This window comes from Streptomyces sp. NPDC102259 (assembly GCF_044766465.1).
Taxonomy (GTDB): Bacteria; Actinomycetota; Actinomycetes; order Streptomycetales; family Streptomycetaceae; genus Streptomyces.
The window spans coordinates 259,945-282,351 of the sequence record NZ_JBIWMA010000006.1 but is presented as its reverse complement, the minus strand read 5'-3'; the positions used below and the strand labels follow the sequence as shown (position 1 = coordinate 282,351).

Genomic DNA, 22,407 nt, shown 5'->3' with positions numbered 1-22,407 from the left:
GTGCTGCCTACCGAGCATCGGCTGAGGCGGCGCGAGGACTTCGCGACCGCTGTACGACGGGGTCGTCGGGCCGGCCGCCCGACCCTCGTGGTCCATCTTCGAAGCGGTGCCACGGACCCGCACGCGCCTGGGGAGAGCGCTCCCCCGACGCGTGCGGGTTTCGTCGTGAGCAAGGCCGTGGGCGGCGCTGTCGTGCGCAACAAGGTGAAGCGCAGACTGCGTCATCTGATGCGCGACCGAGTCACCCTGTTCCCCCCCGGTAGCCTGGTAGTCGTACGGGCGCTGCCCGGGGCGGGCGACGCCGATCACGCACAGCTGGCCCAAGACCTGGATGCCGCCCTTCAACGGCTACTGGGAGGGGGCGCGCGATGAAGTACCCGCTGCTGGCTCTGATCAAGCTCTACCAGTGGACGATCAGTCCACTGCTCGGGCCGGTGTGCAAGTACTACCCGTCGTGTTCCCACTACGGCTATACGGCCATCGACCGGCACGGCGCGATCAAGGGAACGGCACTTACCGCCTGGCGAATCCTGCGGTGCAATCCGTGGTCGCTCGGTGGCGTGGACCATGTTCCGCCGCGCAAGCGCCCGCGGTGGCACGAAATGTTGCGTGACGCCTGGCGTGCACGCAGGGGCGGGACCTCCGCCGCCGAAACGGCCACCGAAGAGAATTCGCCTTCTCCTTCGAGCCCGGCCGCAGAGACACCGTCCCATGCCCAAGGAGCATGATTAGTGGACACGATTGCCAGCCTCTTCAGCTTCATCACGACACCTGTCTCCTGGGTCATCGTCCAGTTCCACAAGGTGTACGGGTCCATCTTCGGCCCCGACACCGGGTGGGCCTGGGGCCTGTCCATCGTGTCCCTGGTGATCCTGATTCGTATCTGCCTGATCCCGCTCTTCGTGAAGCAGATCAAGGCGACGCGGGCCATGCAGACGCTGCAGCCCGAGATGAAGAAGATCCAGGAGCGCTACAAGAACGACAAGCAGCGTCAGTCCGAAGAGATGATGAAGCTGTACAAGGAGACGGGCACCAACCCGCTCTCCTCGTGCCTTCCCATCCTGGCGCAGTCCCCGTTCTTCTTCGCCCTCTACCACGTGCTCAACGGCATCGCCAACGGTGAAACCATTGGCGTGATCAACGAGAGCCTTCTGGCGAGCGCGCAGAAAGCGCACATCTTCGGTGCCCCGTTGGCCGCGAAGTTCACGGACAGCGCCTCGGACCTGGTGCCGTTCGACGCCTCGCTGACCAACGTCCGCATCGTCACCGCGATCATGATCATCATGATGTCGGCGTCGCAGTTCTTCACGCAGCGCCAGCTCATGACGAAGAACGTCGACACCTCGGTGAAGACACCGTTCATGCAGCAGCAGAAGATGCTGATGTACGTCTTCCCCGTCATGTTCGCCGTCTTCGGCATCAACTTCCCCGTCGGTGTGCTCGTCTACTGGCTGACCACCAACGTGTGGACCATGGGCCAGCAGATGTACGTGATCCGCAACAACCCGACCCCGGGTTCCAAGGCTCAGGCCGCGTACCTGGAGCGTCTGTACAAGCACGTCACGCACCACGGCAAGACCCGCAGCCGCGGCGAGCGGGCCATCGTCAAGGCCATCGTGGCCAAGGGCCGCGAGCGCAACGACGCCGAGCGCAAGTTCATCAACGGTCTGACCAAGGTGGGCTTCGCCGCCCAGGCCGACGGCACCGTGATCAAGAGCGAGGCCGAGGCCGCGGCCCAGGCAGAGGACGGCACGCCGACGAGCACGGCCGCCGCCAAGCGGCAGCAGCCCAAGCGGCAGTCGAAGTCCCAGCGCCAGTCCACGGCGAAGGACGCCGGCGAGAGCGTCTCGCTGAGCAAGTCCGACGAACCGGAGGACGCCAAGCCCTCCGGAGCCGCCGGTACGGCCAAGCAGGCCGGCACCAAGCCCAGTGGCGGAGGCCGCAGCAAGGCCCAGTCCGGGCAGCGCAAGGGCGGCCCGCAGCGCCCCAAGTCCCCGTCCAAGAAGTAAGAAGGAGCCCATCCCGTGACGGAAGGCACCACCTCCGCTGCCGCCGAGGGTGCAGACACCCTGACCCACCTGGAGCAGGAGGGCGAGATCGCGGCGGACTACCTCGAGGGTCTGTTGGACATTGCCGATCTCGACGGCGACATCGACATGGACGTCGAGGCCGACCGCGCCTCTGTGTCGATCATCAGCGACGCGGGCCCCCGTGACCTGCTGAAGCTGGTCGGCCGGGACGGCGAGGTGCTGGAGGCGCTCCAGGAACTCACCCGCCTGGCCGTGCACCGGGAGACCGGCGACCGCAGTCGGCTGATGCTGGACATCGCGGGCTACCGTGCCCAGAAGCGTGCCGAGCTCTCCGAGCTGGGTGCCAAGGCCGCGGCCGACGCGAAGAACAGCGGTGAGCCGGTGAAGCTGAGGCCGATGACGCCCTTCGAGCGCAAGGTCGTGCACGACGCGGTCAAGGTCGCCGGGCTGCGCAGCGAGTCCGAGGGCGAGGAGCCGCAGCGCTTCGTCGTCGTCCTGCCCAACTGATTCGGTTTCGTACGTGTCCCCGGCCCCGTCTGTTGCGCAGACGGGGCCGGTCTTTGTCAGCCCGGTAGTTCTGGTGGTCGGCGCTCGCAGCGCTGATGCGGTACGGAAGGACGGTCCCCGTGACGGAGGCAGCGGAGCTCCCCCCCGCGCCTGAGGTGGCACGAGAGGTATTCGGTGATCGCTTCGGTGATGCGGTCCGATACGTCGAGCTCCTGGCCGAGGCAGGCGTGCAGCGTGGGCTCATCGGCCCACGAGAGGTACCCCGCCTCTGGGAGAGGCATATGTTGAACTGCGCGGTGCTCTCCGAGGTCGTGCCCGAGGGCGTGACCGTCTGCGACGTCGGTTCGGGTGCCGGACTGCCCGGCATTCCACTGGCGCTCGTGCGGGAAGACCTGAAGATCACCCTGTTGGAGCCGCTCCTGCGGCGGACCAACTTCCTCACCGAAGTCGTCGAGCTCCTCGGCCTGGACCATGTGACGGTCGCACGTGGTCGTGCCGAGGAGGTCATGGGCTCCATGCCACCGGTGCATGTGGTGACCGCCCGTGCGGTGGCGCCTCTGGACCGCCTGGCCACCTGGGGCATCCCGCTGCTGCGCCCCTACGGCGAGATGCTCGCCCTCAAGGGCGACGCCGCCGAGGAGGAGCTGAAGAGCGCGTCCACCGCACTGAGCAAGCTCGGAGCCGTGGGCACCTCGATCCTGCATGTCGGTGAGGGCGTGGTGGATCCGCTGTCCACGGTGGTGCGGGTCGAGGTCGGTGAGAGCCCGGGTGGTGTGAGATTCGCCGCCAAGCGGGCCAAGGCCGCTCGTACGAGTCGAACGCGTCGGCGCCGCTGAGACGTACTCCACACAAGCTGCCAAACCTACGCATCACGGAGTGTCGCGAGGGATCCCGACGCCGACGCTGTGCATCGTGTTTCACGTGAAACGTCGCTCTCTGCTCCACGGCATCATCAGCCGCGGCCGCGCCGCAGCCGAACCCCGCGACCGTAAGCCTCTCGGTTCACTCAATGAGAGACGGGAGTTGTCCACAGAGGTGGATTTCTCCACAGAAGACCAGGCCTCACTGGTTCACCACCCCGAAGCCATGGGAGGCTCTGTTCATTGCGAGCCTGAAGTCGAGGAGAGTGAATCCTTGCGGTCCGACGCCAACATCGCGGGACCGATGACCGATCCGGTCCCCGGTCCCCGTACCGAGTCGTTTGGGGAGGATGTTTCACGTGAAACACCGCCCCCGATGGACGACACCCCGATCGGTCGTGCTGCCCAACTCGCGGTGGAGGCTCTGGGCCGCGCCGGCGAGGGCCTGCCACGTCCTGAGCAGACCCGTGTGATCGTCGTCGCCAACCAGAAGGGCGGGGTGGGCAAGACGACGACGACGGTCAACCTTGCCGCGTCTCTGGCCCTGCACGGTGGCCGGGTCCTGGTGGTCGACCTCGACCCCCAGGGCAACGCGTCCACCGCCCTGGGAATCGACCACCATGCCGAGGTCCCGTCCATCTATGACGTGCTGGTCGACAGTCGCCCACTTGCGGAAGTCGTTCAGCCCGTTCCTGATGTGGAAGGCCTCTTCTGTGCTCCCGCCACGATCGATCTCGCCGGCGCGGAGATCGAGTTGGTGTCCCTGGTGGCACGTGAGAGCCGCCTCCAGCGAGCGATCCAGGCCTACGAGCAGCCGCTGGACTACATCCTCATCGACTGCCCGCCGTCACTCGGCCTGCTGACGGTCAACGCGATGGTGGCCGGTGCCGAGGTCCTCATCCCGATCCAGTGCGAGTACTACGCGCTGGAAGGTCTGGGGCAGTTGCTGCGCAACGTCGACCTGGTGCGGGGACACCTCAATCCCACCCTGCACGTGTCGACCATTCTGCTCACCATGTACGACGGCCGGACGCGCCTCGCGTCGCAGGTCGCGGAGGAGGTGCGCACCCACTTCGTGGAAGAGGTGCTGCGGACGAGCATTCCCCGCTCGGTCCGTATCTCCGAGGCGCCGAGCTATGGACAGACGGTGCTGACCTACGATCCGGGATCGAGCGGTGCTCTCTCCTACCTTGAGGCAGCACGAGAGCTGGCGCTGCGGGGTGTCGGGGTCAGCTACGACGCGACACACGCCCATATCGGCGCCCAGAACAACGCGAACATGGTGGAGGGCATTCAGTGAGTGAGCGACGGAGGGGGCTGGGCCGCGGTCTTGGCGCGCTGATCCCTGCTGCCCCGACGGAGAAGAATCCGGCTCAGGCCGCGGTGGGGGGCGGAGGCTCCATGTCGCCCGCAGCCGTACCGGTTCTGACGACGGACCGCGGGGTGGCCGCGGCGAAGGTGGCCGCGCTGCTGCCTGTTTCACGTGAAACAGAGGAGCTGTCGGCAAACAGCTCCGTGGAGATTCCCGCGCCGCCCATCGGCGTGCACTTCGCCGAGATTCCCCTCGACCACATCGCGCCGAACCCGCGTCAGCCCCGTGAGGTCTTCGACGAGGACGCGCTGCACGAGCTCATCACCTCCATCAAGGAGGTCGGACTGCTCCAGCCGGTCGTCGTACGCCAGCTGGGCCCTGCGCGCTACGAGCTCATCATGGGTGAGCGGCGTTTCCGGGCCTGCCGCGAGGCCGGCCTGGAGGCGATTCCGGCGATCGTACGCGCCACGGACGACGAGAAGCTTCTCCTGGACGCCCTTCTGGAGAACCTCCACCGGGCCCAGCTGAACCCGCTGGAAGAGGCAGCCGCCTACGACCAGTTGCTGAAGGACTTCAACTGCACGCACGACCAGCTGGCGGACCGCATCGGTCGATCCCGGCCGCAGGTGTCCAACACGCTGCGTCTGTTGAAGCTCTCGCCGGCGGTTCAGCGCCGGGTCGCGGCCGGAGTGCTCTCGGCCGGTCACGCCCGGGCACTGCTCTCGGTCGATGACTCGGAGGAGCAGGACCGGCTGGCTCACCGCATCGTGGCTGAGGGACTCTCGGTACGGGCCGTCGAGGAGATCGTGACCCTCATGGGTTCGCGTCCGCAGACGGCTCAGCGTGCCAAGGGGCCGAGGGCCGGAGGTCGGGTCTCCCCGGCGCTGACCGACCTCGCGACCCGGCTCTCGGACCGCTTCGAAACCCGGGTGAAGGTCGATCTGGGGCAGAAGAAGGGCAAGATCACCGTCGAGTTCGCCTCCATGGAGGACCTGGAGCGGATCCTCGACTCGCTCGCGCCCGGCGAAGGTCCCGTCCTGCAGAAGGGCCTCGTGGACGGCGACGCCGAGGAGTCGGAAGACTGAGTGCGCTCGGCCGAGCGTGTGTCGGTCGAGGGGCATGTGAGCGAGCCGTGTCCGGTGTGTACCGGAACACGGCTCGCCCTTTGCTTTCAGGCGGTATCGGTGGAATCGCATCCTGGATACGATGCGATGGGGTTGTGGCGCATCCACCTGGCAGTACCTCGGAGCGGGAGGCGGGGGCCATGCGAACGATGAGCCGGACCGGACTGGTGAGCGCCGGGCTGGGACTGGGCGCGGTCGGCGGCTTCGTCGGCAGCCTGCTCAGGGAACGGAGCGCTCTGACAGCCGCTCGCGACGCTGCGAGCGAAGGAAGCGAGGAACAGCCTTCATGGGGCGTCGGCTCGTACCGCTCACGCTGGACAACCTTCAAGACCTTCCCAAGCGCTGTCGGGCGTGTGTCTTCTGGGAACTGGACCCCGTCAGCAGTGCGGCCGCGGTAAAGGCGGGCACGCCCGCTCTGGAGAAGGAGTCCTGGATCTCCGCTGTCCTGTTGGACTGGGGGTCGTGCGGCCGGGTCGTCTACGTGGACGACGTTCCCGTGGGCTTCGTGCTCTACGCACCGCCCGCCTATGTTCCCCGCTCGACGGCGTTTCCCACCAGCCCTGTGTCGCCGGACGCCGTGCAGTTGATGACCGCGTTCATCATGCCGGGCTACCAGGGACAGGGACTTGGCCGTGTGATGGTCCAGACGGTCGCCAAGGATCTGCTGCGACGGGGCTTCAAAGCGATCGAGGCGTTCGGCGACGCACGCTGGAAGGAGCCGGCCTGTGTGCTCCCGGCCGACCACCTCCTGGCGGTGGGCTTCAAGACGGTGCGTCCTCATCCCGCTCATCCTCGGTTGAGGCTGGAGCTGCGGACGACGCTTTCCTGGAAGGAAGACGTGGAGATGGCGCTCGATAGGCTGCTGGGGGCGGTTCAGAAGGAGCCGGCGCTGCGTCCGCTCTGAGGACTTCGGTAAAGCAATGGGCCAGCCCCTGAGGGCTGGCCCATTCGTGTTTCACGTGAAACATCAGCCGTCGGCGGGACGGCTCAGCGTGTCACTCGGAGATGAAGCTCTCCAGGTCGCGGACGAGCGCGGCCTTCGGCTTGGCGCCGACGATGGTCTTGGCGACCTCGCCGTCCTGGTACACGTTCAGCGTCGGGATCGACATGACACCGTACTTGGCGGCCGTACCCGGGTTCTCGTCGATGTTGAGCTTGACGATCTCGATCTTGTCACCGTGCTCGGCGGCGATGGCCTCGAGCGAGGGCGCGATCTGGCGGCACGGGCCACACCACGCGGCCCAGAAGTCCACCAGGACGGGCTTGTCGCTCTTGAGGACGACCTCTTCGAAGTCGGCGTCGGTCACATTCTTCAGGGTGCCGGCCACAGGGGGCTCCTTAATTCTGTGCGGTGGGGCGGGAGAGGGTCAGACGGAGGTCTTCTCGGGCTCGGCCTGCTCCTCGTCCGCGAGGGCGGCGAGGTAGCGCTCGGCGTCGAGAGCGGAGGCGCAGCCGGTGCCGGCCGCGGTGATCGCCTGGCGGTAGGTGTGGTCGACCACGTCGCCGGCGGCGAAGACACCGGTCACGTTCGTCCGGGTGGAGGGGGCGGCGACCTTCAGGTAGCCCTCCTCGTCCAGGTCCAGCTGACCCTTGAAGAGCTCGGTGCGCGGGTCGTGGCCGATCGCGATGAAGAGGCCGGTCACCGGGAGGTCCGAGATCTCACCCGTCTTGAGGTTGCGTAGCTTCAGCCCGGCCAGCTTCGGGTCCCCCTGGATTTCGGCGACCTCGCTGTCCCAGACGAACTTGATCTTCGGGTCGGCGAAGGCGCGCTCCTGCATGGCCTTGGAGGCGCGCAGGGTGTCCCGGCGGTGGACGATCGTCACCGACTTGGCGAAGCGGGAGAGGAAGGTGGCCTCCTCCATCGCGGTGTCGCCGCCGCCGATCACGGCGATGTCCTGGTCCTTGAAGAAGAAGCCGTCACAGGTGGCGCACCAGGAGACACCGCGGCCGGAGAGAGCGTCCTCGTTCGGCAGGCCGAGCTTGCGGTGCTGGGAGCCGGTGGTCACGATGACGGCCTTGGCCCGGTGGATCGTGCCCGCGGTGTCCGTGACGGTCTTGATGTCGCCCGTGAGGTCGACGGAGACGATGTCGTCGGGGATCAGCTCGGCACCGAAGCGCTCGGCCTGGGCACGCATGTTGTCCATGAGCTCGGGGCCCATGATGCCGTCCTGGAAGCCGGGGAAGTTCTCCACCTCAGTGGTGTTCATCAGTGCGCCGCCCGCGGTGACGGCTCCTTCGAACACGAGCGGCTTCAGCGACGCGCGCGCGGTGTACAGCGCCGCGGTGTAGCCGGCGGGCCCGGAGCCGATGATGATCACGTTACGGACGTCGCTCACGGCTTGTTTCCTCGTCTCTGGACTGCATCGGTTGAGCGGTGGGAGCTACTTGGACTCTCACCCCACCCAACGGATCCTAAGGGGCGTGCATTCCCGGTGTGTCCGGGCACACGAAGGGACGACACCGTAGGGGTTGCAAGGGGGACACGGCGGCGGCAGCGAGACCGGACGTCGGTCGTCAGCGACGTGTGTAGGAGTTCGTCAGCAGAACCTTCGCCGGACTGGACGCGGGATGATCCACACAGGTCTTGTCCACGACGTAGGCGTCGATCCGGGTGGTGTCGGATGCGTCCGGCAGCACCACGAGCAGGGCGGCCGTCCCCTGATATGTACCTTCCTCGGTGGCGAGGGCCGCGTCGCTGCGGCCGATGCCCTGCTGTACGCACGAAGGCACCACGGGCTGCCGGAGGATCTTGGGTGATTGGACGCCGGGCGATGCGGCGTCGGATTGTCCCTGGATGCCCAGGCTGTGGGCGCCACGGGAGTCCGCGGCCTTGGCGAGGAGATCGGTGACCTGCCCCTCCAGCCCGCTCGCGGAGAAGGTGTCCGGCGCGGTCGACTGGTGAGCCGAACTGCTCGGCCCTCCGCCGTCCGTGAGTGAGGACACCAGGACGGAACCGAGTCCCAGCGCTGCGGCGGTGAGAACTGCTCCCAGCACAGCGATCTTGCGGCGGCCGCCCCGCTTGCGCTCCTTGCGGCCCGGTCCGGTGGGGGCATGGGCGCGCCCGGCGGGTCGGGCCGTCGCGGTCGTGGTTTCACGTGAAACATGGAGCGCGTCGGCATCGGTCGTGCCCACACCGACCATCGGCGAGGCGTCTGCGTTCTCCGGCGCCGTGGCGTTCAGCAGCGCCTCGGCGGCGAGCGCGGCATCGATGCGGTGAGCGACATCGTCCGGCATGCGCGGTGGGCCGGGGAGGGTGCCCAGAAGGCCACGGATCTCCTCGAGCGACGCGTGGACGTCCGCGCAGAGCTCGCAGGCGTCCAGATGCCGACGCACGTCGGCGCTCCGCGGGGGAGCGAGCAGGCCCTCGGTGAGGTCGGAGATCTCCGCGACGTCCGGGTGCCCGGTCGTGTCCGTCGTCGAGGTCACGCTCGCCCACCTCCGCCCTTCACAGCAGCTGAATCGCCTGTCCCGGCGTTGTCCGGCCCCTCATCCTGAGGGGCCGCTGCCGGTGGGACGGATGTCCCCTGCGCCCGGTTCCGTCCCGCGCCCTTTTCTCTGTCGCCGCCGGTGCCGTCCGGCCGCAGATGGGTGAGGAGTGGCAGGAGTCTGGCTCTGCCCCGGGCGCAGCGGCTCTTCACCGTCCCGGTCGGCACGTCGAGCACGCGGGCTGCCTCGGCGACCGGGTAGCCCTGCATGTCCACGAGGACGAGGGCGGCTCGCTGGTCGGGCGGGAGCGTGCCGAGCGCTTCGAGGAGCTGGCGGTGCAGGTCGTTGCGTTCGGCGGGCGCGGACGCCGACTCGTGCGGCTCGAGCAGCTGCTCAAGTCGCTCGGTGTCGTCGACCGGCGAGGTCTTGCGGGAAGCCGCTTTGCGGGCGCGGTCCAGACAGGCGTTCACCGTGATGCGGTGGAGCCAGGTCGTGACGGCGGACTGGCCGCGGAAGGTGTGGGCGGCCCGGTAGGCGGACACGAGGGCGTCCTGGACGGCGTCAGCGGCCTCCTCGCGGTCTCCCAGCGTGCGCAGGGCCACCGCCCAGAGTCGGTCACGGTGACGCCGCACGAGCTCACCGAAGGCGTCGGGATCGCCCTCTACGTGGCGGGTGAGGAGGTCCTGGTCGTTCACTCCGTCATATCCGGCGCCTTCCGCCATCGGACCCCCTCCCCTTTCGGTGGGACGTCAGCCCGTGAACGTCACGTCGGTGATGGCCTGCTTGAAGCCGGAGTCGCTGTACTGGTCGCCCGGCGCGTACGGCGCGGCGGTGATCCATACGAGAACGTACCGCGTCTTCACCGGTGTCTTGGCGGAGATCTTCAGTTCCTGTCCGGACGTCCGGGCGTCGGCGATCTTCGTCATGGATGTGAGTGAGTCCGATGACGAGAGCGAATCGGCCGCGTAGAGGCTCGCGGCGGTGTAGTTGCCGCCGTAGTGAAGCCCTATCGAGGCTGCCGAAACGCTCTGCTCGGAGCCGAGGTCGTAGACGATGCCCACGCCCTTCTTGAACGGCGCGAGTACGGGCCCGTCGGCGAAGGAGCGCGACCGCCAGTACGTGGAGCTGTCACCGTCGTAGGTGAGCTTGGCGTCGTCCGCGTGCTGGGGGGTGCCGTCCGGGTAGTACTCGGCGGCGTCGTGGATCTTGAGCGTGGTGACCGGCTTGGGCGCGGTGCTGTTCTTGTCGCCCTCGTCCGTCGTCTGGGTCTGGTTGGTGTCGTCGGACTGGCTCTGGTCCATCAGGGCGTCCGCCAACTGCCAGCTGCCCAGGCCGAGGGCGGCGATGAGGAGGGCGGAGACCGCCCACTTCAGCGCCTTGCCGGTGCGGCTCTGCAGCGGGGGCGGCGGGGTCGGCACATGCTGGGTGATGCCGGGGTGCGGCGCGGGACGGCCGTAGGTGCCCTGCTGGTAGGTCGTGCGCTGGTACTCGGGCGGGGCGGTGAACGCGGGCTCCGGCGGGCGGATGCGGGGCATCTCACCGATCGCCTTCACCAGCTCCTCCGGCGTCGTGCAGGCGGCGTCGTGTCGGGAGGCGGTCGCGCCGTCGTTGACGAGAGCGCGCATCGACAGCTCCGACAGACCCCGGTGGACGCCGGCGCGCACCTGGTCGGGGGCGATCAGACCGATGTCCTTGGGCAGCCCGGAGAGGCCGTAGGCGTCGTTCTCGTACGGCCAGCGCTGGGTGAGCGCCGCGTACAGCAGGGCGCCGATCGCCTCGGTGTCCGTGCGCTGAGGGGTCTCGGTGGTGACGCCGCGCAGGGCGGCGTTCACCGCGAGGCCGCGGATGCGCCACTGGCCCGAGGAGGTACGCAGAACGGCGTTGGGATTCAGACGCAGATGCGCCAGGCCTTCGCGGTGGGCGGCGGCCATCGCGGAGGCGATCTGACTCACCATCTGGTAGGCGTCGTGCGGCTCCAGCGGACCGGCCGCGAGCAACGCGGTCAGCTCGGTGGCGTCGGGCAGCCACTCATGGACCACGTAGACGAGGTCGTTCTCCTCGACGGCGTCCAGTACTTGGACGAAGCGGGGATCTCCGAGCAGGGCGGAGGAGCGGGCCGCTGCCAGCACCGAACGGGCCCGGGTGTGGTCCGCGGGCAGGAGGTGGACGCCCACGGCCCGACGGAGTTTCTCGTCGACCGCACGCCAACTGCTGAAACCGTCCAGACGGGTGACGCACTCTTCGAGGCGATAGCGCCTGGCGAGCTTGTGACCGCTGTGCAGTTCCGGCGGTGAGGCCTTTCCGGGACTCTCCGTCCCGCCGCTCCCCTGTGCCTCGTCGCTGTCCGTGTCCTGCTCCCGGTTCGTGACCACCCCGTCGGCCGTGGACTGGTCCGCTTCTGCGGTCAGCGGCTTGTCGCCGCTGTTGTCTGCCACGTCGACGGCAGCTGTGCTCCGTTCCGCCACCGTCGTTCCTGCCTCCCCATTCAGTGCGCGCGTCCGACCTCGTGCGCGCCGTGTGACGCCGAACCCAATTGTGCCCACAGTCCGCCGCTATGCACGACACGCGGCGGCGGACGATGGTTGTGCGCCTACCCCCTGTCTCAGCGACCCAGGCGTCCGCGGACCATACCGACGAGCGAATTGAGCTCCTCGATGCGCATGCGGCGGGCGGCGACGAAGAAGATGCCGAACAACAGGACCCCGCCGGCCAGCAACGCGGCGAAGGAGCCCAGGACGCCCTGACCCAGGCTGTGGCCGATGCCGTAGCAGGCCGCGCCGCTGATCAGGGCGGCCGGAACGGAGGCGATGCACAGGCGGGCGTAGGTCCGCAGGACATGGGAGCCGTCGAGGTCGCCGCCGAGCCGCTTGCGCAGCCGGTTCCAGGCGACGCCGACGCCGATCGCGTACGCCAGACCGTAGGAGGCCGCCATGCCGACCACGGCCCAGCGGGCGGGGAGGACGAAGTAACAGATCGCCGAGGCGCTCGCGTTGACCGCGGCCACGATGACGGTGTTGTAGAAGGGGGTCCGGGTGTCCTCGTAGGCGTAGAAGGCGCGCAGGACGACGTACTGCACGGAGTAGGGGATCAGGCCGAGGCCGAAGGCCATCAGCATGAAGCCCATGTTCGTGGCCTCGCTGGTGCCGGACGAACCGAAGATCAGCGTGCACATCGGGATGCCGAGTGCGAGGAAGCCGAAGGCGATCGGGACGATCGCGACGGCCGTGGTGCGCAGGCCCTGCGAGATGTCGTCGCGGACCGCGCCGGCGTCCCCCTCGGCCGCCGAGCGGGAGATGCGGGGCAGCAGGGCGGCCATCAGGGAGACGGTGATGATGGCCTGCGGCAGGCCCCAGATCAGCTGGGCGTTGGCGTAGGCGGAGAAGCCGGTGCCGTCGACCGGCGAGTCCTTGCCCGCCGACGTGGACAGCTGGGTGACGACGAGCGCGCCGGCCTGGTTGGCCAGGACGAACAGGACGGTCCACTTGGCGAGGGTCGCCGCCTTGCCGAGACCGTGGCCCTTCCAGTCGAAGCGCAGCCGCAGCCGGAAACCGGTCTCACGCAGGTACGGGATCATGGCGAGGGCCTGCACGACGAGGCCGAGCAGGACCCCGATGCCGAGGAGTCGCTCGCCCTCCGGCGGGATGGTCGTGACCTTCATGCCGGAGTCGGCGGCGGTGCCGTAGACCCAGATGAACATGCCCAGCGTCACGATGATGACGATGTTGTTGAGGACCGGCGTCCACATCATCGCGCCGAACTTGCCGCGTGCGTTGAGGATCTGCCCCATCACCACGTGGACGCCCATGAAGAAGATCGAGGGCAGGAAGTAGCGGACGAAGGTGATGCCCACCTCGTTGGCCGCAGGGTCGCTGGCGACCGAGTCGGACAGGAGGCGGATCAGGACGGGCGCCGCGGCGACCGCGCCGACCGTGAGCAGGCCGAGCGCCACCATGACCAGCGTGAGCAGGCGGTTGGCGTACGCCTCGCCGCCGTCCTCGTCCTCCTTCATGGCCCGCACGAGCTGCGGCACGAAGACCGAGTTGAGGCCGCCGCCGACGGTCAGGATGTAGATCATCGTGGGCAGCTGGTAGGCGACCTGGAAGGTGTCACCGAGCAGACCGACGCCCAGCGCCGAGACGATCAGCGCGGAGCGGACGAAACCGGTGAGGCGGGACACCATCGTGCCGGCCGCCATGACGGCGCTGGACTTCAGCAGGCCACCGGCGCGTCCGCCCTTCTTCGCGGCGGGAGGGGCCGCGGCGGGGGGCGCGGCCGGCGTGGCCGTGAGGTTCATGGTCTGGTCCGCCGCGGACGATGCCGGCACGGGATCCTGATACACCGGTACCGCTCCCTGGCCGCCCGGAGCGGGCGCAGGGCCGGGCACCGACGGGGACTCCGGGGAGCGGGTGCCGCCCTGCTGCTGGTCGCGGAAGAGGTGGGCGAAGGCGTCGGGCTGGTGCTGCTCCTCCCCGGAGTGCGTCACCAGGTCGTCCACGCCCACGAACTGCGTCGTACGGGGGTCGTCGCCGTACGGCAGGTACTGCGTGGGGCCCTCCGGCTCGGGCGCCGGGGTCTGGGCCCACACATGCGGGTCGGGGGCGTACGGGGACTGCGGGGGCCGGCCGTACAGCGGCTGTTGCGGCTGATGCATGCCCGGCGGCGGCGGGGGGTGCGCGGCACGGTCGTAGAGCGCCTCGGCGACCGGGTCCTGCGCGGTGAGGTCCTGGGCCCGGTAGGGGTCCTGGTCGTAGGCGTCCTGGAGGTACATGTCCGCCGGGTGCTGCGGCGGCACCTGGCCATGCTCGGGCGGCGGGCCCTCGGGGTGGCCCGAGCCGCCCGCGGCCTGGCCGCGGTCACCGTCGTACGGCGCGTTCATGGTTACCCCACCTCATCGTCCCGGGCCCACCGGCCGCGACATCCTCAACGGTCCACTCTCTCACCCGTGCCGGACGGGTCGGTGCTTTCCACCGCGGTGTCCGGTGTCCCGTCACTCGGCTGCTCAGGGTCGGCTGCCCCTGCTCGGCCGCCGGACTCTTTCTCGGGACGGTTCTCAGGGTTCCCGGGGTTCCCGGCGTTCTCCGGGCCGTCGGCGGGCTCGCCCGCCTCGCCGGCGCCGTCCTCGCCGTCCTCGCCGTCCTCGACCTCTTCTTCGGTCTCTGCTGCTTCCCGGGCCGCGGCACGCTTGCGCTGGGTGTACATGCGGAAGCCGGCCAGCACGAGCAGCAGGACGCCGCCGCCGATGACCAGCATCACCGTGGCCGTGATCTCGGTGACCCGCACGTCGAAGGTGACCTCTTCGCCGTACTTCTGGCCGTCCTCGGTATACAGCTGGGCGACCACCGTCGTCTGGCCGTTGACCTTGGCGGACGTGGTGAACTTCACGGTCGAGGTGTGCCCGCCGGAGACCGTCACCGGCTGCTCGGCGTAGGCCTCGTCGGAGATCTCGAGACGGGTCGGGTTCTTCGAGGTCAGCCGCAGGATCAGGTGGTCGACGCCCTGCACCAGGTTGTTCTGCACGGTCACCGGGATCGTGGCGCTTCGCCCGGAGAGCTTGGTCTCCGACTTGTCGATCAGCTTGACCTGGCCGGTCAGGGTGTCGAGATAGGCCTGCACACCCTGGCGGAACGAGCTCGCGGCGGTGCTCCGGCCCCGCCAGGACGTGGACATCTCACGGTTCATGGCCCGCCCGAAGGGGGTCACCACCCGGGCCTCGTTGGCGAGGATCACCTTGAAGTTGTCGAGTTTGTCCTGCGTGTACGCGATCTGCTCGAAGGCCGACCGGGGCAGTTCCTGCTTGCGCAGCGAGGCGGGGTACGCCGACCTCGACGGCACCTTCGTGGTGGCGCCCGGGTCGGGTTTGGCCTTGGCGGCCGCCGCGAGCTGCTGGGACTGCGACCAGGTACCGCCCTGGAGCGTGGTGACGGCCTCCGCCAGCGACCGGGCCTGGCTCGCGGTCGGCATGCGCTGCGGGGCGACGACGACGCTGCGCTGCTTGCCCGTCTGCAGGTTCAGGGCCAGGCTCTGCGCGAGGAACTCCTGCACGGCCAGCGTGGACGTGGAGGCATTCGTCAGATCACCCTTGAACGCCGTGGACAGCCGCGCGTCCGCGACGACCGCCGTGGTGCCGCCGCCGATGGGCCGGGCCGCGGAGGGGGTGTAGGTGAGATCGCCGTTCTCCGTCAGGCTGTCGCCGCGTGCGATCACCTTGTCCGCGCCTGCCGAGGTCGCGACCTTGACGATCGACGGGTCGACGGCACCGTCCACCGGCCAGGCGAAGTCGGTGTTCGGGGTCACATGGAGCACGGTCTCCACCGTGGTGGCGGCGACGTCGGTGGCCGCCTTGAGCTGGCTCAGCGAGCCGGCGACGCCGGTGCCGTTGTGAGCGAGCGAGGCGAGGTCGGGATCGGCGAAGGGCAGCGCGACGACCTCCTTGCCGAGCACCGCGTCCTGCAGATCGTCGAGCCACTGCTTGGCGACCGCCTGGTGGGTGCCGGCTGTGGTGGTGTCCCCTTCGCCCCGGATCCGGTAGCTGCCGGTCATGGCGTCGACGGACGCCAGCAGGTCCGGGTCGATCACCCAGGTGACGTCGAGCTCCTTGCCCAGGCTCAGGAGCTGCTCCAGGCGACCGCCCGGCGAGAGCTCCTTGGTGAGGTCGTCGTTGAGGAAGACCGGCGTCTGCTGGGCGTTCGAACCGGTCTCCGCCGACATGTGGACGGTGGAGACCAGCGGCCACAGCACCGTCGTCCTGGACGGGGTGTCCGCCTCCTCGGGCTGCCACGGCAGGAAGGTCCGCTGGACGCCCAGCACCTGCTCCCACGACTGCGCGGACGTCTCGCCCGCGAGGGAGACGCCGAGCGGGTAGACACCGTCCTCGTCCAGGCCGAGCTTGGCGACCGGGACGGAGATGCTGAAGTGCTCGGACACGCCCGGTGTGAGCTTGGCGAACTCGGCTACGTACTTGCCGCCCACCTCAGAGCCGTCGTTGCCGGAGAGGGCGTCCGCGCGCTTGGCGACCCCGTCGATCGCAGAGCGGGTGGTGAGCGCGGAACCCACCCGCAGACCCACGTGGGCATCGGTGACCGCCTGCTTGCCGTTGTTGGTGACCGTGCCGGAGACCGTCAGGGTGTCCCCGTCGGTGGGAGCGGAGGGGCTGAGCGCGTCGACGCTGACAGCCACCGTGCCGGCGTCGGAGGCCTCCTTGGCGGAGGTCTGGCCGACGGCCTGCGCGGGGGCGGCGGGCAGCTGGAGCAGACCGGCCAGCAGGGGCGCCCCGGCGAGCAGTGCGCCGGTGCGCCGCAGCCACCGGCGGGCAGGTGAGGGAGTCATCCCCGGAAAGTCTGCCGCCTCGGCCACGCGTTCGCCCGTCCCTCGTCGTCGTCAGTGGTCGTCGGAATGTGCGTCCACGCATGGTAACGATGCGCGCTGAGGGGAAGTGCCGCGGACTGCTCCACAAGATCGTGGAAGGCGGCCGGATCGTCCGCTATCCATTCGTATGGAAGCGAATGGCCAGGTAGACGGTAAGACACTGCCTTGCCCGGCTATCGGGAGAGATGTCCGCTCACCCTGAATCGGGGAGACTGCGGTCGGCAGGGCCACGTACCCTCTTCTGTTGTGCCGAACGCCAACGAAGACAATCTCAGCGTCCTGAGCCAGGTGCAGCACCGCGCGGTCAGCGAACTGCTGCGGGTCGCCCCTGTCGCCGACGACCTCGCCCGCCGCTTCCAGGAGGCCGGGTTCTCTCTCGCCCTGGTCGGCGGCTCGGTCCGGGACGCGCTGCTCGGCCGGCTCGGCAACGACCTGGACTTCACGACGGATGCCCGACCCGAGGACGTCCTGAAGATCGTCCGGCCGTGGGCGGACGCCGTGTGGGAGGTCGGAATCGCGTTCGGCACCGTCGGGGTCCAGAAGGACGCCCGCGTCGGAGACGTCGATCGATGCTTCCAGATCGAGGTCACCACCTACCGGTCGGAGGCCTACGACCGCACCTCGCGCAAGCCCGAGGTGTCGTACGGCGACTCCATCGAGCAGGATCTCGTTCGACGGGACTTCACCGTGAACGCCATGGCCGTGGCGCTTCCCGAGAAGGAGTTCATCGACCCGCACGGTGGCCTCGACGACCTCGCGGCGGGCGTGCTGCGCACCCCGGGTACGCCGGAGGAGTCCTTCTCGGACGACCCGCTGCGCATGATGCGTGCGGCCCGCTTCGCCGCTCAGCTCGACTTCGAGGTCGACTCCGAGGTCGTCGCGGCGATGAAGGAGATGGCGGGCCGTATCGAGATCGTCTCGGCCGAGCGGGTACGGGACGAGCTGAACAAGCTGATCCTGTCCGCGCACCCGCGCAAGGGGCTGGCGCTGCTGGTCGACACCGGCATCGCCGACCATGTGCTGCCCGAGCTGCCCGCGCTGCGGCTGGAGAGTGACGAGCACCACCGGCACAAGGATGTCTACGAACACACCCTGATCGTCCTCGAGCAGGCGATCGCCCTGGAGGAGAACGGCCCCGACCTCACGCTGCGGCTGGCCGCGCTGCTCCACGACATCGGCAAGCCGCGCACCCGACGCTTCGAGAACGACGGCCGCGTCTCGTTCCACCACCACGAGGTGGTCGGTATGAAGATGACGAAGAAGCGCATGACGGCTTTGAAGTACTCCAACGAGCTGGTGAAGGACGTCTCCCGGCTGGTCGAACTCCACCTGCGCTTCCACGGGTACGGCATGGGTGAGTGGACGGACTCCGCGGTGCGTCGCTATGTGCGGGACGCGGGGCCCCTCCTCGACCGCCTGCACAAGCTGACCCGCTCGGACTGCACGACGCGGAACAAGCGCAGGGCGGCCGCGCTCTCGCGGGCGTACGACGGGCTGGAGGGGCGCATCTCGCAGCTGAAGGAGCGGGAGGAGCTGGACGCGATCCGTCCCGACCTCGACGGCAACCAAATCATGGAGATCCTGGGTGTCGGCCCCGGACCGGCCATCGGCAAGGCGTACAAGCATCTGCTGGAACTGCGCCTGGAGAACGGGCCGATGGAGTACGACGCGGCGGTGGCGGCGCTCAAGGAGTGGTGGGCCGAGCAGGAGTGAGTCCGTGAAACGGGGTCATGTTTCACGTGAAACATGACCCTCGCGACGCGACAAGCGCACATGCGGAGGGGCGGTGTTTCACGTGAAACACCGCCCCTCTCAGCAACTGCCCTACTTCTTGTAGTCCTTCAGGCAGAGCAGGAAGTTACTGCTGCCACCGCTCTCGGTGTACTGGTACTGGAAGTCCTTGGCCTTCTCCGCGCACTTGCTGTCGGCCGTGACCTGGGTGTACGTGCCCTCGATCTTCGCCAGCACGATGTACTGCGCCTGCGAGGAGTCACACTTGACGACCTCGAGGTCGGGGTTGTCGTCGCTGCTGCTGCCCCGGTGCATGCAGTCGCCGACCGCCGCCGTGTTGGCGTCGTCCTTGTTGGATATGTAGACGCCGATGCCCACACCGATGACAGCGAGAACGATGACGACGTTCTTGATCAGCTTGAAGCCGACCTTGCGGCGGGGCTGCTCCGGCGGGACCGCACCGTAGGGAGCCGCGCCCGGCTGCGGGTAGCCGGGCTGCGGCGGGTACGGCGCCTGGCCCTGAGGCTGGCCGTAGGGCTGCTGGCCCTGCTGCGCGAACGGGTTCTGGCCCTGGGGAGGCGGAGTCGACACTTGGGGATCCCCCTAGAAAACGTTAGACGTGTGGCGCGAAATCACTCGCGAAGTAAGACTCACGTAAGTTACCGGCCCCCACTGACAACCCTGTAGCTGGAGCCGGAGTCTGTGTCATTGATGTGACACTTACCGGCGTTCAAAGCGGGCCATAGCGACAGCAATTGCTCCGTAGATAACGGCAACCGTGACCACCAATGGGGCGGAACGTCCGTCAGGCGGCAGCATCAGGGCGGCGACAGCGGCGGCGCCGACGAAGGCGACGTTGAACAGGACGTCGTAGAGGGAGAAGATCCGGCCGCGGAAGCCGTCCTGCACGGACGACTGGACGATGGTGTCGGTGGCGATCTTCGCGCCCTGGGTGACCAGCCCCAGCACGAAGGCCGCGACGAACGTGGTGACTTGGGTGAACGGCAGCATGAGGGCGAGCACCAGGACCGCCGCGGCCGCGGAACAGACGACGATCCAGCGGGCTGGCCCCAGCCGTCCCGCGGCCGACGGAGTGACCACCGCGGCGACGAAGAAGCCCACGCCGGAGACTCCTACGGCCAGCCCCAGCAGGGCCAGCCCGTCCTCCGGGTCGGACGACCAGGCGTACCGGCACAGCATCAGCACCATGACGGTCAGGGCGCCGTAGGAGAAGCGCATCAGCGAGATCGCGCCGAGCGCCCAGGCGGCCTCCCTGCGCTTGGGCTCGGCCAGGTGACGCAGGCCCGCCGAGAGACCGCTGGCGGTGCCCCTGAGCGCGCTCGTCAGCCGGGGCTGGACAAGATCACGGTCGGGTCCGAGCAGATCCGCGGCCATGGCCAGGGAGGCGAGCGCGGCGGACAAATACAGCGCGCATCCCAGCAGCACCACCGCGGCGTCGGAGTCCGCCACCACCAACCGGACGACGAAGGCGAGACCGCCTCCCGCGACCGCGGCCAACGTTCCGGCGGTCGGGCAGAGGGAGTTGGCCATCACCAGGCGTTCGTCGTCGACGACGCGCGGCAGGGCCGCGGAGAGGCCGGCGAGGACGAAGCGGTTGACCGCGGTGACGCACAGCGCGGAGACGTAGAAGAGCCAGTCGGGGACATGGCTGATCATCAGGACGGCCGTCACGGACGCCAGCAGGGCGCGCAGCAGGTTGCCGTAGAGGAAGACCTGCCGGCGGCGCCAGCGGTCCAGCAGGACACCGGCGAAGGGGCCGACGAGGGAGTACGGCAGCAGCAGGACCGCCATGGCGGAGGCGATCGCGCCGGCCGAGGTCTGTTTCTCCGGGGAGAAGACGACATAGGTGGCGAGCGCGACCTGGTAGACGCCGTCCGCGCACTGGGAGAGCAGCCGCACCGCGAGCAGTCGCCGGAAGTTCCCGAAGCGCAGCAGAACGCGCAGATCACGGACGACGGCCATGGGCACAGCCTCACATACGGGGAGGGTCCCCGGGTCAGGCGACCCGGGGACCCTTCTCAGCCCTGGCAGGAGCGAATTTTCCGTGCGTGCCGAGTTAGCGCTCGACCTCACCGCGGATGAACTTCTCGACGTTGGCGTAGGCCTCGTCGTCGAAGTACTGGACCGGCGGGGACTTCATGAAGTACGAGGACGCCGACAGGATCGGGCCGCCGATGCCGCGGTCCTTGGCGATCTTCGCGGCGCGCAGGGCGTCGATGATGACACCCGCGGAGTTCGGGGAGTCCCAGACCTCGAGCTTGTACTCGAGGTTCAGCGGGACGTCACCGAACGCACGGCCCTCGAGGCGGACGTACGCCCACTTGCGGTCGTCCAGCCAGGCCACGTAGTCCGACGGACCGATGTGGACGTTCTTCTCGCCCATGTCGCGGTCGGGGATCTGCGAGGTGACGGCCTGCGTCTTCGAGATCTTCTTGGACTCGAGGCGGTCGCGCTCCAACATGTTCTTGAAGTCCATGTTGCCGCCGACGTTGAGCTGCATGGTGCGCTCGAGCCGGACACCGCGGTCCTCGAACAGCTTCGCCATCACACGGTGGGTGATGGTGGCGCCGACCTGGGATTTGATGTCGTCGCCGACGATCGGGACGCCCGCCTCGGTGAACTTGTCCGCCCACTCCTTGGTGCCGGCGATGAAGACCGGAAGGGCGTTGACGAACGCGACCTTGGCGTCGATGGCGGCCTGGGCGTAGAACTTGGCCGCGTTCTCGGAGCCGACGGGCAGGTAGCAGATCAGGACGTCGACCTGCCGGTCCTTGAGGATCTGGACGATGTCGACCGGGGCCTCGGTGGACTCCTCGATGGTCTCGCGGTAGTACTTGCCGAGACCGTCCAGGGTGTGCCCGCGCTGGACCGTGACGCCCTTGTTCGGGACGTCGCAGATCTTGATGGTGTTGTTCTCGCTGGCACCGATGGCGTCCGAGAGGTCGAGGCCGACCTTCTTCGCGTCGACGTCGAAGGCGGCGACGAACTCGACGTCGCCGACGTGGTAGTCGCCGAACTGCACGTGCATCAGACCCGGGACCTTGGACGCCGGGTCGGCGTCCTTGTAGTACTCGACGCCCTGCACCAGCGAGGCGGCGCAGTTGCCCACGCCGACGATGGCTACGCGAACCGAACCCATTCCGGTTGCTCCCTGTGTGTACGAGTGAGGCCCTGAACGGGCGCTCACGTGGCGGTTTCGTCGGGCAGATCCGTCCCGGGAGTGTCCCCGGGGCGGGGCAGGCCGCCCGTCGATCCAGATGTGGTGTTTTGTTGAGCGGATTCCCCGGAGGCGGAACCTGTCAGGTCCCGTCCGGCCCGCTCGCTCTCGATGAGCTCGTTCAGCCAGCGCACTTCGCGCTCCACGGACTCCATACCGTGGCGCTGGAGCTCAAGCGTGTAGTCGTCGAGGCGCTCCCGGGTGCGCGCCAGGGAGGCGCGCATCTTCTCGAGACGCTCCTCCAGCCGGCTGCGGCGGCCCTCGAGTACGCGCATGCGAACATCGCGCGATGTCTGGCCGAAGAAGGCGAAACGAGCGGCGAAGTGTTCGTCCTCGTACGCGTCGGGCCCCGTCTGCGAGAGCAGCTCCTCGAAGTGCTCCTTACCCTCCGCCGTCAACCGGTAGACGATCTTGGCGCGACGCCCTGCGAGTGGAGCGGCGAGGGCGTCCTCGTGGGTGTTTCCCGGTTCCTCGATCAACCAGCCGTTGGTGACCAGCGTCTTGAGGCAGGGGTAGAGCGTGCCGTAGCTGAAGGCACGGAACACACCCAGCGACGTATTGAGCCGTTTGCGCAGCTCATAGCCATGCATCGGGGACTCACGGAGAAGGCCGAGGATGGCGAACTCGAGGATCCCGGCACGCCGGCTCATCGTCGCCTCCTCTCGGCCTTATGTCGCGCTGATGTATCGACTCGATACATCACGACGATAGAACGACCTTCCGGATGCGACAAGAGGGAAGAAGGTGAACGGGATCACATCACCGATTCATTGAGGGCAAGTTGCCTGGTTTGGGATGAACTTCGGGGCTAGGC

The 22,407-nt window shown here is 68.3% G+C and carries 20 protein-coding genes; 9 read left to right on the top strand and 11 right to left on the bottom strand.

Translation table 11 applies throughout. The features are described from left to right. The 8 genes from rnpA (at position 1) to ACIRPU_RS17670 (ending at position 6,737) form a co-directional block, all read left to right on the top strand. Positions 1–372, top strand: a complete 372-nt coding sequence (rnpA, locus tag ACIRPU_RS17705; RefSeq protein WP_078615780.1) for a ribonuclease P protein component — start codon at positions 1–3, stop codon at positions 370–372. Next, on the top strand, positions 369–728 hold the full coding sequence (gene yidD, locus ACIRPU_RS17700; RefSeq protein WP_355703711.1) for a membrane protein insertion efficiency factor YidD: 360 nt from the start codon (positions 369–371) through the stop codon (positions 726–728). The genes rnpA and yidD overlap by 4 nt, the downstream gene beginning before the upstream one ends. A 3-nt stretch (positions 729–731) precedes the next feature. Next, positions 732–2,009 (top strand): membrane protein insertase YidC, encoded by a 1,278-nt coding sequence (gene yidC, locus ACIRPU_RS17695; RefSeq protein WP_403867783.1) that lies wholly within the window; start codon positions 732–734, stop codon positions 2,007–2,009. Positions 2,010–2,024: 15 nt separating this feature from the next. Continuing rightward, complete coding sequence (locus ACIRPU_RS17690) at positions 2,025–2,537, top strand: protein jag (RefSeq protein WP_403867780.1); 513 nt, start codon at positions 2,025–2,027, stop codon at positions 2,535–2,537. Between the two features lie 119 nt (positions 2,538–2,656). Then, a complete protein-coding gene (gene rsmG / locus ACIRPU_RS17685) occupies positions 2,657–3,373 on the top strand; it encodes a 16S rRNA (guanine(527)-N(7))-methyltransferase RsmG (RefSeq protein ID WP_355703708.1) in 717 nt (238 codons plus the stop codon). A 250-nt stretch (positions 3,374–3,623) separates the two neighbouring features. After that, positions 3,624–4,697 (top strand): AAA family ATPase, encoded by a 1,074-nt coding sequence (locus tag ACIRPU_RS17680; protein WP_078615788.1) that lies wholly within the window; start codon positions 3,624–3,626, stop codon positions 4,695–4,697. Further along, positions 4,694–5,794, top strand: coding sequence for a ParB/RepB/Spo0J family partition protein (locus tag ACIRPU_RS17675; RefSeq protein ID WP_355703707.1), 1,101 nt, complete (start codon positions 4,694–4,696; stop codon positions 5,792–5,794). Before ACIRPU_RS17680 ends, ACIRPU_RS17675 begins: the two co-directional genes overlap by 4 nt. A 325-nt stretch (positions 5,795–6,119) precedes the next feature. Next, positions 6,120–6,737 (top strand): GNAT family N-acetyltransferase, encoded by a 618-nt coding sequence (locus ACIRPU_RS17670; protein WP_355703706.1) that lies wholly within the window; start codon positions 6,120–6,122, stop codon positions 6,735–6,737. A gap of 91 nt (positions 6,738–6,828) precedes the next feature. Here ACIRPU_RS17670 and trxA read toward each other — a convergent pair whose 3' ends face one another. The 7 genes from trxA to ACIRPU_RS17635 form a co-directional block, all read right to left on the bottom strand. Continuing rightward, complete coding sequence (gene trxA, locus ACIRPU_RS17665; protein ID WP_355703705.1) at positions 6,829–7,161, bottom strand: thioredoxin; 333 nt, start codon at positions 7,159–7,161, stop codon at positions 6,829–6,831. A 39-nt stretch (positions 7,162–7,200) separates the two neighbouring features. Beyond that, positions 7,201–8,169, bottom strand: coding sequence for a thioredoxin-disulfide reductase (gene trxB / locus ACIRPU_RS17660; protein ID WP_355703704.1), 969 nt, complete (start codon positions 8,167–8,169; stop codon positions 7,201–7,203). 178 nt (positions 8,170–8,347) lie between these two features. Further along, complete coding sequence (locus tag ACIRPU_RS17655; protein ID WP_403867774.1) at positions 8,348–9,259, bottom strand: anti-sigma factor family protein; 912 nt, start codon at positions 9,257–9,259, stop codon at positions 8,348–8,350. After that, a complete protein-coding gene (gene sigM / locus ACIRPU_RS17650) occupies positions 9,256–9,981 on the bottom strand; it encodes an RNA polymerase sigma factor SigM (protein ID WP_403867771.1) in 726 nt (241 codons plus the stop codon). Before sigM ends, ACIRPU_RS17655 begins: the two co-directional genes overlap by 4 nt. A 27-nt stretch (positions 9,982–10,008) precedes the next feature. After that, complete coding sequence (locus ACIRPU_RS17645) at positions 10,009–11,724, bottom strand: protein kinase family protein (protein ID WP_403867768.1); 1,716 nt, start codon at positions 11,722–11,724, stop codon at positions 10,009–10,011. A gap of 137 nt (positions 11,725–11,861) precedes the next feature. After that, the gene (gene murJ, locus ACIRPU_RS17640) at positions 11,862–14,135 is read right to left on the bottom strand and encodes a murein biosynthesis integral membrane protein MurJ (protein ID WP_403867765.1); all 2,274 of its coding nucleotides are present in this window, start codon (positions 14,133–14,135) and stop codon (positions 11,862–11,864) included. Positions 14,136–14,179: 44 nt separating this feature from the next. Next, on the bottom strand, positions 14,180–16,612 hold the full coding sequence (locus ACIRPU_RS17635) for a DUF6049 family protein (RefSeq protein ID WP_403867763.1): 2,433 nt from the start codon (positions 16,610–16,612) through the stop codon (positions 14,180–14,182). A 258-nt stretch (positions 16,613–16,870) separates the two neighbouring features. On the opposite strand from ACIRPU_RS17635, the gene ACIRPU_RS17630 reads away from it, so the two are divergent. Beyond that, positions 16,871–18,337, top strand: a complete 1,467-nt coding sequence (locus ACIRPU_RS17630) for a CCA tRNA nucleotidyltransferase (protein ID WP_403867761.1) — start codon at positions 16,871–16,873, stop codon at positions 18,335–18,337. Between the two features lie 111 nt (positions 18,338–18,448). On the opposite strand, the gene ACIRPU_RS17625 is transcribed toward ACIRPU_RS17630, so the two are convergent. The 4 genes from ACIRPU_RS17625 to ACIRPU_RS17610 all read right to left on the bottom strand — a co-directional run bounded on the left by ACIRPU_RS17625 (position 18,449) and on the right by ACIRPU_RS17610 (position 22,243). Beyond that, positions 18,449–18,946, bottom strand: coding sequence for a hypothetical protein (locus ACIRPU_RS17625; protein WP_403867758.1), 498 nt, complete (start codon positions 18,944–18,946; stop codon positions 18,449–18,451). A gap of 129 nt (positions 18,947–19,075) precedes the next feature. After that, positions 19,076–20,338 (bottom strand): MFS transporter, encoded by a 1,263-nt coding sequence (locus ACIRPU_RS17620; protein WP_403867755.1) that lies wholly within the window; start codon positions 20,336–20,338, stop codon positions 19,076–19,078. Positions 20,339–20,432: 94 nt separating this feature from the next. After that, positions 20,433–21,515, bottom strand: a complete 1,083-nt coding sequence (locus ACIRPU_RS17615; RefSeq protein ID WP_384112377.1) for an inositol-3-phosphate synthase — start codon at positions 21,513–21,515, stop codon at positions 20,433–20,435. A gap of 44 nt (positions 21,516–21,559) precedes the next feature. Beyond that, the gene (locus tag ACIRPU_RS17610; RefSeq protein WP_403867752.1) at positions 21,560–22,243 is read right to left on the bottom strand and encodes a helix-turn-helix transcriptional regulator; all 684 of its coding nucleotides are present in this window, start codon (positions 22,241–22,243) and stop codon (positions 21,560–21,562) included. Positions 22,244–22,407 lie beyond the last annotated feature (164 nt).

What these genes read in the sequence shown, in the direction of transcription:
- ACIRPU_RS17680 (WP_078615788.1), top strand. Translation starts at nt 3,624, where the DNA reads ATGGGAGGCTCTGTTCATTGCGAGCCTGAAGTCGAGGAGAGTGAATCC.
- sigM (WP_403867771.1), bottom strand. Translation starts at nt 9,981, where the DNA reads ATGGCGGAAGGCGCCGGATATGACGGAGTGAACGACCAGGACCTCCTC.
- yidD (WP_355703711.1), top strand. Translation starts at nt 369, where the DNA reads ATGAAGTACCCGCTGCTGGCTCTGATCAAGCTCTACCAGTGGACGATC.
- ACIRPU_RS17615 (WP_384112377.1), bottom strand. Translation starts at nt 21,515, where the DNA reads ATGGGTTCGGTTCGCGTAGCCATCGTCGGCGTGGGCAACTGCGCCGCC.
- ACIRPU_RS17620 (WP_403867755.1), bottom strand. Translation starts at nt 20,338, where the DNA reads ATGGCCGTCGTCCGTGATCTGCGCGTTCTGCTGCGCTTCGGGAACTTC.
- ACIRPU_RS17670 (WP_355703706.1), top strand. Translation starts at nt 6,120, where the DNA reads ATGGGGCGTCGGCTCGTACCGCTCACGCTGGACAACCTTCAAGACCTT.
- murJ (WP_403867765.1), bottom strand. Translation starts at nt 14,135, where the DNA reads ATGAACGCGCCGTACGACGGTGACCGCGGCCAGGCCGCGGGCGGCTCG.
- ACIRPU_RS17610 (WP_403867752.1), bottom strand. Translation starts at nt 22,243, where the DNA reads ATGAGCCGGCGTGCCGGGATCCTCGAGTTCGCCATCCTCGGCCTTCTC.